The organism is Methanobrevibacter sp. (assembly GCF_017447225.1).
In the GTDB taxonomy this organism is placed as follows: domain Archaea; phylum Methanobacteriota; class Methanobacteria; order Methanobacteriales; family Methanobacteriaceae; genus Methanocatella.
In genome coordinates, this window is sequence record NZ_JAFSNZ010000043.1 from 23,130 (window position 1) to 33,890 (window position 10,761).

The 10,761-nt window shown below is 34.6% G+C and carries 11 protein-coding genes and 2 tRNA genes; 4 read left to right on the forward strand and 9 right to left on the reverse strand.

Annotation, left to right across the window (positions count from 1 at the left end):
• The first annotated feature begins 81 nt into the window (after positions 1-81).
• Both IJQ68_RS04415 and deoC read left to right on the forward strand, forming a co-directional pair.
• Positions 82-1,737, forward strand: coding sequence for a tRNA uridine(34) 5-carboxymethylaminomethyl modification radical SAM/GNAT enzyme Elp3 (locus IJQ68_RS04415; protein ID WP_292797477.1), 1,656 nt, complete (start codon positions 82-84; stop codon positions 1,735-1,737).
• A gap of 71 nt (positions 1,738-1,808) precedes the next feature.
• Complete coding sequence (gene deoC, locus IJQ68_RS04420; RefSeq protein ID WP_292797479.1) at positions 1,809-2,534, forward strand: deoxyribose-phosphate aldolase; 726 nt, start codon at positions 1,809-1,811, stop codon at positions 2,532-2,534.
• 82 nt (positions 2,535-2,616) lie between these two features.
• Here deoC and IJQ68_RS04425 read toward each other — a convergent pair.
• From IJQ68_RS04425 to IJQ68_RS04445, 5 genes are all read right to left on the reverse strand, one after another.
• Positions 2,617-2,689: transfer RNA gene (locus IJQ68_RS04425), tRNA-Phe, on the reverse strand.
• Positions 2,690-2,692: 3 nt separating this feature from the next.
• Positions 2,693-2,764: transfer RNA gene (locus IJQ68_RS04430), tRNA-Val, on the reverse strand.
• A 122-nt stretch (positions 2,765-2,886) separates the two neighbouring features.
• Positions 2,887-3,087: a histone family protein gene (locus IJQ68_RS04435; RefSeq protein WP_292797481.1), complete on the reverse strand. Its 201-nt coding sequence runs from the start codon at positions 3,085-3,087 to the stop codon at positions 2,887-2,889.
• A 205-nt stretch (positions 3,088-3,292) separates the two neighbouring features.
• A complete protein-coding gene (locus IJQ68_RS04440; protein WP_292797483.1) occupies positions 3,293-4,567 on the reverse strand; it encodes a tRNA (N(6)-L-threonylcarbamoyladenosine(37)-C(2))-methylthiotransferase in 1,275 nt (424 codons plus the stop codon).
• Positions 4,568-4,585: 18 nt separating this feature from the next.
• Complete coding sequence (locus IJQ68_RS04445; protein ID WP_292797485.1) at positions 4,586-5,203, reverse strand: HVO_0476 family zinc finger protein; 618 nt, start codon at positions 5,201-5,203, stop codon at positions 4,586-4,588.
• Positions 5,204-5,407: 204 nt separating this feature from the next.
• Between IJQ68_RS04445 and IJQ68_RS04450 the strand changes: the two genes are divergently transcribed.
• Complete coding sequence (locus IJQ68_RS04450) at positions 5,408-6,475, forward strand: transposase (protein WP_292797487.1); 1,068 nt, start codon at positions 5,408-5,410, stop codon at positions 6,473-6,475.
• Positions 6,476-6,487: 12 nt separating this feature from the next.
• Here IJQ68_RS04450 and hacB read toward each other — a convergent pair whose 3' ends face one another.
• From hacB to tes, 3 genes are read right to left on the reverse strand one after another with little or no spacing between them, the layout of a single operon-like run.
• Complete coding sequence (gene hacB / locus IJQ68_RS04455; RefSeq protein ID WP_292797490.1) at positions 6,488-6,967, reverse strand: homoaconitase small subunit; 480 nt, start codon at positions 6,965-6,967, stop codon at positions 6,488-6,490.
• Positions 6,968-6,975: 8 nt separating this feature from the next.
• Positions 6,976-7,965 (reverse strand): beta-ribofuranosylaminobenzene 5'-phosphate synthase, encoded by a 990-nt coding sequence (locus IJQ68_RS04460; RefSeq protein WP_292797492.1) that lies wholly within the window; start codon positions 7,963-7,965, stop codon positions 6,976-6,978.
• A 23-nt stretch (positions 7,966-7,988) separates the two neighbouring features.
• Positions 7,989-9,494 (reverse strand): tetraether lipid synthase Tes, encoded by a 1,506-nt coding sequence (tes, locus tag IJQ68_RS04465; protein ID WP_292797494.1) that lies wholly within the window; start codon positions 9,492-9,494, stop codon positions 7,989-7,991.
• A gap of 149 nt (positions 9,495-9,643) precedes the next feature.
• Between tes and IJQ68_RS04470 the strand changes: the two genes are divergently transcribed.
• Positions 9,644-10,210, forward strand: coding sequence for a CDP-2,3-bis-(O-geranylgeranyl)-sn-glycerol synthase (locus tag IJQ68_RS04470; RefSeq protein WP_292797496.1), 567 nt, complete (start codon positions 9,644-9,646; stop codon positions 10,208-10,210).
• On the opposite strand, the gene IJQ68_RS04475 is transcribed toward IJQ68_RS04470, so the two are convergent.
• Positions 10,207-10,761 (reverse strand): ribonuclease H, encoded by a 555-nt coding sequence (locus IJQ68_RS04475; protein ID WP_292797499.1) that lies wholly within the window; start codon positions 10,759-10,761, stop codon positions 10,207-10,209. The genes IJQ68_RS04470 and IJQ68_RS04475 overlap by 4 nt on opposite strands.

The following is a 10,761-nucleotide window of genomic DNA, read 5'->3' on the forward strand; positions in this document are numbered from 1 at the left end:
AAAATTTAATTATAATAAATATTAATAACATCACGCATATATAAAATTAACTATTATATAATAAATATAGGTGAACAATAAATGAAAAATGCATGTCGAATTATTATCAATGATATTATTGAAGGTAGAATATCCACTCGACGTGATTTGGAAGTTAAAAAAAGGCAGCTTTGCCGTGAACTGAAATTATCAAGATTTATGAGCAACGCAGACATTCTTGAATATGCAACAGAAGAGGAAAAGGAGCTTGTTTCAGATACCCTGAAGAAAAAGCCGACAAGAACCAAATCCGGCGTTGCCATAGTTGCAGTGATGTGCCATCCCCACAAATGTCCTCATGGACGATGTCTGTACTGTCCTGAAAGCGACATAGCCCCTCCAAGCTATACTGGTGAAGAGCCAGCGGCATTGAGGGGAAGAATGTTTGAGTATCATCCTTATGTTCAATGTTTCAATAGACTGTCCCAGCTTAAAAAGATAGGTCATCCTATAGACAAGGTTGAACTGATTATCATGGGCGGAACATTTCCTTCAAGAGACTTATGTTATCAGGAATGGTTTGTATCACAGTGCCTTAAGGCAATGACCGATTTCGGACTGATTCTTGAAAACAATGCCGAATTTGAAATAGACAAACCTTTAATCAGAGAATTTGAAAAAGACATTCTTAAGACATATCCTCCAAGCGATTATGTTCTCATTGACGATGTTCAGCTTGCAAATGAAAATTCAAAAGTCAGATGCGTTGGAATGACTTTTGAGACACGTCCGGATTATTGTAAAAAAGATCATATCAACAGAATGCTTGATTTCGGAGTTACAAGAGTTGAACTGGGAGTTCAGACACTATCCGATGAATTATACACAAAAGTCAAAAGAGGACATACGATAGCGGACGTCATTGAATCAAATCAGCTGTTAAGAGATTCAGCAATCAAAGTGGCCATGCATATGATGCCCGGATTATTCGTGGGCCAGAAAGAGGATTTGAAAATGTTCAAACAGCTGTTCAGCGACGACAACTTCAAACCTGACATGCTCAAGATTTATCCGTGTCTTGTTACTGAAGGAAGCGAACTGTACGATATGTGGAAAGAGGGAATTTACAGTCCGTATACTGATGAGGAAGCCGTTGAGCTCATTGTTGAAATCAAAAAAATTCTTCCGAAATGGGTCAGGACAATGCGTATCCAAAGGGATATTCCTTCCACGCTGATTGAAGCGGGCGTTCAAAAGTCCAACCTCGGAGAGCTGGTCTACAATAAACTGGAAGAGCACAACATCAATTGCCAGTGCATACGCTGCCGTGAAATCGGACATAAAAAAACTTCAAGGAATTACACGCTGGAAGATTTCAAATTATTCAAGGAATCATACAATGCATGTGGTGGTGAAGAAACTTTCATTTCGATTGAGGATATAAATGAAGAAAGTATTGCAGGATTTTTAAGATTCAGAATACCTTCTGAAAATACATTCAGACCAGAAATTACCGATAAGACAGCTCTTATTCGTGAACTTCACGTTTACGGAAATATGATTCAGATAGGAGACAAGAATCCGTCAATAGGACAGCACACAGGCTTTGGTGAAAGACTGCTTAGAGAAGCTGAAAACTTGGCTATTGACAATGACAAAGATGAAATTGCCATTATCAGCGGTATCGGTTCAAGAAATTACTATCGTAAATTCGGATATGAAAGAAAAGGACCATATATGGCAAAAAAATTAATATAAAAATTCAAGACAAAAGTTATATATAGTTTCATTCGTATATTAACTAACAAATAAATAAATAGAGTGGTAATATGTACAGAGTAAAAAATTCAAAACACCTGGCAAGTGTTATTAATTATACAAATTTAAATAACATGATTAGTGAAGCTGAAATGAAGGAATTTCTGATGCAGGCTCGGGAAATGAACTTCAATGCAGTCACAATTAATCCCACATACGTTCCATTGGCCAGTGAAATATTGGCTGATTGCGATACGAAAGTGGGTAGTGTTGTTGGATTTCCATTAGGATGTGAAAATACAGAATCCAAAATTGCTGAAGCTACTTCATTGATTGAAAATGGAGCAGACGAAATCAACGCTGTAATCAACTTAAATCATGTTGCAAGCGAAAAATATGATTTGATAGAAGAGGAAACCAGATCATTGAAAGAAGCAATCGGAGATATAACATTAAAGATGATTATTGAAAGCAAAATCCTCGAGGATGAACAGAAGGCAAATATTGTCATAAGGCTTGAAAATGCAGGCGTTGACTATATCAAGACATCAACAGGATTTGTAACACCAAACCACATTTATGAAATAGTAAATGACATCAATATTTTCCTGAAATATGCTCCTAAAACAAAAATAGAAGTCTATGATGGTATTGACATTTGGAAATTAACCCATCAGGTATTAACTGCAGGTGCAGACATTGTCGCATCAAATAATGCTTATGAAATCGTTTCCAAATACAAAGAACTAAGAGAAAACACACAAATCAAACCAAAACCAATAACTCTAGGCAGATAAGTTGGAAAAAAACCGTCACCATATATTTTTTAAAAAATAATCTGATTTTAAAATAAGTTATGAAAAATAAGAAAATTAGTAATGCCATGGGCCGGACTTGAACCAGCGACATCTAGATCTTCAGTCTAGCGTTCTCCCATCTGAACTACCATGGCACATGGACCGAACGAGATTCGAACTCGTGATCTCCTCCACGTCAAAGAGGAATCATACCCCTAGACCACCGGTCCTGCACAACATAATATAATTTATTGAAAGTAATATATAAAACTTTGCAATAAGCAGAACCTAAAAAAATAAAAATAATTGACCAAGAAAATGGCCAATAGATTTTATATAACGAGTAAAAAGCCTATTTGATAGCTAATTTGATATCTTCAGCTTTTACAGTTTTTCTACCAGCGTGGCGTGCGAAATTAACTGCTTTTTTAGCGATTTCGTCACCTTTTTCTTCTAATGCTTCAGCTAATGCAATTTTAGCTTCATCACTAATTCTTTGAGCTCCAGCATTTTTTAAGATACGACCTACTGGTGCGATTGGTAATTCACTCATTATTTCACCTCCAATTAAAAGATAGTACAACATAATATATAAATGTTTTGATAAAAAGCCCTAATTTTCACTTATATATTAACCATAAAGCTATTAACAAATAGTTTTAAATTTACAAAAATATTACTATAAAAAATTAATCTTTAAAGACAAAAATTATATAAAAATATAGAAAAAAAGAATTTAGAAAAAACTAAAAAACAAACTATTCTACAATCCCCTTTAGATAAGTTGCCGTAGCATCAGTTATTTTTACACGAATAAACTCACCCAAATTAACATCATCAACAATAACTGGAATATATGAATCTGTTTTGGCTATAAATCCTCCTTTAGAACCTACTTCAACAACCAGCGCATTCTGATAGGAATTCAATAGTTCTTGGTTTTCAGACTGAGTTATTTCGCTCTTAATTTCGGATAAAAATTTTGAACGTTCTTTCATGACTTGGCGGGGAATTTCTTCAAGTGATGATGAGATAGCACCTTTCCTGTGCTGATATTTTGATAAATGAATAAGACTCGGTCCCACATTTTCAAGCAGTTCAACAGTTTTTGAAAAATCATCATCGGTTTCAGTCGGATAACCTACAATGATATCTGTTGCCAAAGTCAAACCAGGAATTTCACTTTTGAATTTATTTACTATTTCAAGATACTGATCTACGTTATGTCCACGTCTCATCTCTTTGAGTACCTTATCACTACCACTTTGTATCGGCAAATGAATGAAATCATATACCTTAGGTAATTTAATCGCATCGATTATATCATCAACATCACTTAAAATGTTTTTAGGATGCATCATTCCAACACGGACACGAAAATCTCCTTCCAGATTGGCCACTTCTTTAATTAAATCAGACAGTTTTTCACCAGTGTCCCGGCCGAAAGCTGCAGTGTCCTGTGCTGTGAGCTGAATTTCACATGCACCATTTTCAATAGCCTGCCTTGCTTCCTCAACGATATCAGCAATAGGATAGCTGTTTAAAGGACCACGGGCAAAACGAGTACAGCAAAATGTGCAGGCTCCCAAACAGCCTTCACAAATTTGAATGATATGGATTAGACTATCGTCAGTTACTTTTGCAACACCGACCTTGCTTTCTTTAGACAAACCGTATTCACGTACAATTTCACCACAGTAAGTCTGTTCTACAACATCAGCTGTTTTATTTAACTGATGAGGTCCGATCCAGCTGCAATTAGGCCCAATCTTATCTAGCTTTTCAGGATCTATTTCCACCATACATCCTCCGACAATAATTTTCTTCTCAGGGAATTTTTCCTGAAGCTGCTGGATTTTATATACGACCTTGTTTTCAGTCGGCAATTTAACATAACATGTGTTTACGATAATAACATCCGCCTCATCGATATTATCAACCAAATCAATGTTATTTTCATTTAAAACACCAGCCATTATCTGGCCATCTGCCTTGTTAAATGTGCATCCATATGATTCAATATATACTTTCATAAAATAAGTCTCACAAGTTTATGTTTTTTTGAAAATGTTTTTAGTTAAATCATAATCATAATTATTGAATTTAACAGGTTTTGAATAGACTCTTTTTATTACTCCAGCTTTAGCAAATCCTGAAGTGAGCTTTCTTTCGTTGGTTTTGATTACATGAACTTTAACAATATGATTTTCAATCTTTACTACATCGCCCGGAGCGATTTCAAAGTCCCTTTCCAAATCCAGCTTGTATGAATCAACTTTTCCATGCAAGTCAACTGAAAATCCGATACGGGCTGGAATTTCAACTGATGTTGCCCAGATTGTTTCAACATTTTCAAGCAGTGCCTTGTTTACTCTTGTATCATTCACTTCAATGCTTGTGACTTCAACCTGACCTAAATCGGACAGTAAAACATCACCTACTTTAAGTTCATCGCTTGGTGACAATTCAATTGAAGTTTTATGTGATTTGTTCTGTTCTGATATGATAAGTCTATAATCTTTAGGTTTTTGAGCGGAAACAACATCCTTAAAAACGTGACCACAGTCAAAACATTTTAAAAGATATTCTTCCATGAATTTCTTTTTTGATTCCTTCTGTTTTGAATTTAATATTTCAATTTCATCAGAACCGCAAATTGGACATTCCATATTATGCCTCCTTAAAAAAAATTTAGGGGTCTGAATTTTTGACCCTATTGAACTCAATGATTTGAGCTTATTTTTTTAATTTTTCATATAAATTTTGATTGCCTTTTGATAGTACAAAAGGATGTTTATTTTTATTAAAAATTAGAGTCAATATCATCGTAATATATAAATATTAGTTCATACATACATTATATTGGTGAAACAATGATGCATGGACTTAATTTTGATGAAACTGACTCTAATTATATATTATTGAATGAAATATTTAATATTATTGGTTCTCGTGAATCTAAACAAATAATGGCTAGAAATGGTCTTAAACCATTAAATAAAGTTATTTCTTTGTTTAAAACTGTTATTGTTGCTGCTTATTTTGAATGTAGTATTTCTTTTGTTGTTGATGAGTTGAAATGTAAATCTGAACTCAGAGAAGGTTTGAATTTTGATATTGTTTTGGAAGCACAGGAAATTTATGATAGATTATCTAGATTAAATCCAGAACAATTGGAAAATACTGTTAATAGTATTTTGAATAATCTTAGAAATGATTATCGTCGTGGTAGAAGAATTTTTATTATTGATGCTACTCCTGGAGACTTAAATATTAATTTTAGTGGTAAAAAAATTTCTAAAGAATCATTGGAAGAAAAAGATTATGCATGGGCTTGGGGAACATCAATTGGGTTTTATATAGGCTACAAAATCACATTAGTCCTGGATTACAGGACTAAAATGCCAGTTTACTTTATGATAGATAGAGGTTCACCAAATGACACTACCATGGTTAGTAAAATACTTCCAGTATTGCAAAGAAAAAGAATTATACGTAGAGGAGACTATATTTTGATGGATAGAGGTTATTACGCCTATGAAAACTATAAAATTGCATTGCAGAAATATCACATAATTCCATTAATTTTAACAAGATCCAAATTCAACAAAGAAAAGCTTAAAAGCATGTTAAACTATCCACTACATTTATTCCATGCAAAATCCAACTTAAAAAAAGTTAAAAAAGCATATTATAAATTAATAACTGAATTTTTAGAAAAAATAGATGAAAGAAAGAAAATTAAATATCATCGAGGATTCATTGAAGATTTCTTCAAATTACTCAAAGAAGGATTGGGATTTAAACAATTAAACAGATATACATTAGATTCAATGTCAAAATACACCTCAATAGTTGTACTATTAGCAGGCATAATCACATATTTGAGAATTAATTCAAAAACCGATTTTCAGAAGTTCTCAGAAGGGAAATTTTTCTAGACCCCTAAAAAATTATTCTTTGAGATAATGATTTACCAAACCACCATCTTCCAAAATGTTTAACATGAATTCTTTGAATGGTTCGAAACTTGCCTCTTCTCCTGAAGTTTCATTGACTAAACGTCCTTCAGATAAGTCAATTTTAATAATATCTCCATCTTTAGCTTCAATATCACTTACAATAACAGGCAAACCTATGTTAATTGAATTCCTATAGAAAATTCTTGCAAATGACTTAGCTATGATTGCACTTACTCCCGCAGTTTTAATGGCGACAGGTGCCTGTTCACGGGAAGACCCGCATCCGAAATTGTCACCTGCAACTATAACATCACCTTTTTGAACATTTTTGGTGAAATCCGGCCTTTCCCCTTCAAGAACATGGTCCGCCAAATCCTGAGGATTGAATGTTCTTAAGTATCTGCCGGGAATTATAACATCAGTATCTATATTTTCACCGAAAGTCCAAGTTTTTCCAGAAATAATATCCATAATAATCACTATTTTTTAAGAATATGGCCATGATTTTGAGCTTTGGTTGTGATAACTATCCCATCATCGCCAACATAATCTTTAATTTCATCAACTATATGTTTGTTGGTTTCATCATAGAATGAATAAACAGTCGGTCCGAAAGAACTCATTCCCACAGCATATGCTCCTATTTCAGTTAGTTTAGCCATTAATTTTTTAATGTTATCTGATTGTAGTTTAACTTCAATGTTTTTAAATCCAATTGTTTGTATCTTGTTTATTATGTTTCCAAAGCAAGGTAAATCTTTTTCCAATAAAAACGGAATCATATTCATAAATATCAAATGAGAATAAAGTTCCACTTCCTTTTTGTCAATCGGACAATACTCCTGGAAAATATTGACTTCTTTCTGTCCGTTTACACTGACATCAGACTTTAATATAACTAATAATACACCCCATTCTTCAGGGAATTCATAACGGCCAAATAGCTGAGGAGGACTGGCTTTTGAAGCAGAAGAAGGTAAAAAAGAGGATTTTTCTTTTCTGCTGTGCCCACCATCAACAATAAAACCTCCATGGTCAAAGGCAAATACGCCGATACCGGATGTTCCTCCACGGCCGGTGATTTTTCCTAATGAAATACCATTGGATTCCTGACCGATATGTTCAGTGATAAGTTTTCCTGTGGATAAGGCTATCTGAGTTCCTGACCCCAAACCTGAATGGGGAAGATATGCCCTGTCAACCCTGAAATAAAATCCTTCATCCACATCATAATAATCAATGACCTTTTGGGCTGCAGAGGTGATTTTCTTTATGCATTCGTTTCTTATAGTATCATTGAAGTTAAAGTTTTCATTAAAGTCAATTGTTATTCCTTTTTCAGCGCTTTCACCATATAACAGAAAGTTTGGATCTTTTATAGTGAGCCCAATTCCTCCATCTAACCTACCATATGAACCGTTCATATCAATAAGTCCCAAATGGAGTCTTGAAGGTGATTTGATGTACATAAAGTTAACCTCTAAGAAATGAATTATTCTTTAGATTTTTTTAATGCAGTTGAGAATTCCTCTTCAACGCCTTCACGATACATTGAATTGTATGTACAGAACGGGATGATTCTGCCGTCCGGGGTTGCATAATGAATAACACATTTTTTAACCCTGTCTTCATCGAAATTAAATGGATCCATGAAGTGCATGCATGAAATAAGCATTGAATCTTTTGAAAAGTCACCTAATGCATCATATGATCTTTTAGTAAATACGTTGAGCAAAATTTTCTTAATATCCAAATTTTCAGGAGTCTCATTAGTGTCAACCAATTTAGGAAGAGCTTTGGTTGCGCTGGCAATGACTCTTTTTCTGATTCCAAAACCGCCTTCATTCAATCTGTCTGTCAATTCGGTTAATTTTTCAAATAATCCGTCAACATCAATGAATCTGGTAATTGGAATTAACTTGTCTTTTCCAGGCCCTTCAGTTTTGTCCCTGAATACGTAAGTAGCTATACCACAATGCTGGTGGCAGTTAAGGGTAACACTTGGCTTTTCACCATCAAGTGCACCGATAAAATTAGCGATAGGTTCAACTGAAGATGGAGGATAGAAATCAGAGGTTTTAACTTCACCGTCAGTCTGCTCTTCAATGATTTTGACAAAATCCGGAATGGTAATTCTCTGGTCTTCCACCTGATCGGCAGGTGTTCTTCCTGCAAATGAAACCGGCTGGAAGTTGACTCCATAAATATTTTCATTATGGTCAAATGCAAACTTGATTATTTCTCCGACTTGGTGGTCATTAACTCCTTTGATTAATGTAGGAACCAATACAACACCCAAATCAGCTTTTCTACAGTTTTCAATTGCATCCAATTTATATTTGAGCAAATCTCTTCCTCTATTGTTGATATATGGTTCCGGAGTGACACCGTCAAATGCAAGATAGACTGTGTTTAAACCGGCATCCTTCAATTCTTGAGCCAGATTCTCTTTCATTGCTAACTTTAAACCGTTTGTAGCAATTTGAACATGGGTGAAACCTTCTTCCTTAGCCATTTTAACTAATTCTACAATGTCTTTTCTTACAGTAGGCTCTCCACCTGCATATTGAATAGCTGGAGTTGGATTAGGTTTCAAGTTTCTTAAGTTTTTAAGCATTTGCCTTATTTCATCTTGAGTAGGTTCGAATAAGCGTCCTGAGGCTGCTGCGTTTGCAAAACAAACCGGACATCTTAAATTACACCTATTGGTTACATCAATTAATCCTAATACAGTAGATGTTTCATGCTTGGAACAAAGTCCACAGTTAGATGGACAGGCAGCAACGCCATCCACGCAAGGATTTTCTACTGAAGTAATTGACGGTTCATAATTATTTACTCTATTATAAATTTCATCATCACTCCAATAAGTATTGATAAACTCCCCATGCTCGTCGCAGGTTTTCTTAATGAAAACTTTTCCCTCTTCATCATAGACTTCCGCATCGAGAGGTTTACCGCACTCTGGACATAAACTTTTTGTATCTTTTATTTTCAAAAAATCACCTTACTAACATACTACATTAGTACAAACAAAAACATAATATAATTATTATAGTTAATTTAATATTTAAAGTTATTTAAAATATATATACTTTAATGATTATAGACTATATTAATAAGAAATTAAAATGGAGCAAAAATTAAATGAATCTTGACTTTTCGATGCTAGCTATAATGTGTGTCACAATCCTGTACTTCCTGCTTCCAGCATATATATCCAACAGTGGCGGATTAATATTCGGCGGCGGTATTCCTGTTGATTTCGGGAAAAGCGATTCAAACGGGAACAGATGGATTGGAGACGGTGTAACATGGAGAGGTCTGATTGGAGGAACTCTTTTAGGAACATTAGTTGGTGCAATACAGGGATACTTCGGACCTGACTTATTAACATTATACGGAGAATATATCGTTACTCCTATTGCTGTTGGTGTTTTAAACGGTGTCTTAATCGGATTTTTACTTGCCTTCGGAGCACTGGTCGGTGATGCTGCAGGCAGTTTCATAAAAAGAAGACTGGGAATCGGACGTGGAAAACCAGCACCAATACTTGATCAGATTGATTTTTTAGTGGTTGCACTGCTATTTGCTTCATTAGTCGTTAATTTTACATTAGAATTTATAGTGATAGCTATTATATTAACAATGATAATTCATTTGATAGCCAATACCGGAGCATATCTGCTTGGAATAAAAGACGTGTGGTATTAGGCATGCCCGGATTTTCCACCTAACAAATCATCATCTTTACCGCTATATCCTACTGTTTTTTGAGACTTGAAAGCTTCACTTTTAGCAGAAACTGCAAGTTCATCTGCCATATTATTGAATCTGTCTGATGAATGGCCTTTGACTTTAATGAAATTGAGAATGCATGACTTATTTTTAATTTCAGACATTAATTTCCAGATTGCTTTGATGATTTCAAGGTTTTCAATTGGCTTGTTTCCTTTTCTTTTCCACCCGTTTTTCTGCCAATTGATACCCCATTTAGTAAATATATCAATGCAGTAAGATGAATCTGAGCATATTTCAATGACATCTTCGGCATTTGCTTTTGACAGAAAATCCTTCATGGAAGCATATATTGCATATAGCTCCATTTCATTGTTTGTTGTTAGGGGACATCCTCCTGATTGATTTAAGCTTTTTTTGCCATCAATCAGCAAAACGAAAGCCCAACCACCAGCTTCACGAAGATATTTGCCGTTTTTGTGAATCATAGTGGCTGCGCCATCAGTATAATAAGTGAATTTTGACAT

Coding starts and splice junctions, on each gene's coding strand:
- IJQ68_RS04415 (WP_292797477.1), top strand. CDS start 82: ATGAAAAATGCATGTCGAATTATTATCAATGATATTATTGAAGGTAGA.
- deoC (WP_292797479.1), top strand. CDS start 1,809: ATGTACAGAGTAAAAAATTCAAAACACCTGGCAAGTGTTATTAATTAT.
- IJQ68_RS04435 (WP_292797481.1), bottom strand. CDS start 3,087: ATGAGTGAATTACCAATCGCACCAGTAGGTCGTATCTTAAAAAATGCT.
- IJQ68_RS04440 (WP_292797483.1), bottom strand. CDS start 4,567: ATGAAAGTATATATTGAATCATATGGATGCACATTTAACAAGGCAGAT.
- IJQ68_RS04445 (WP_292797485.1), bottom strand. CDS start 5,203: ATGGAATGTCCAATTTGCGGTTCTGATGAAATTGAAATATTAAATTCA.
- IJQ68_RS04450 (WP_292797487.1), top strand. CDS start 5,408: ATGATGCATGGACTTAATTTTGATGAAACTGACTCTAATTATATATTA.
- hacB (WP_292797490.1), bottom strand. CDS start 6,967: ATGGATATTATTTCTGGAAAAACTTGGACTTTCGGTGAAAATATAGAT.
- IJQ68_RS04460 (WP_292797492.1), bottom strand. CDS start 7,965: ATGTACATCAAATCACCTTCAAGACTCCATTTGGGACTTATTGATATG.
- IJQ68_RS04470 (WP_292797496.1), top strand. CDS start 9,644: ATGAATCTTGACTTTTCGATGCTAGCTATAATGTGTGTCACAATCCTG.
- IJQ68_RS04475 (WP_292797499.1), bottom strand. CDS start 10,761: ATGTCAAAATTCACTTATTATACTGATGGCGCAGCCACTATGATTCAC.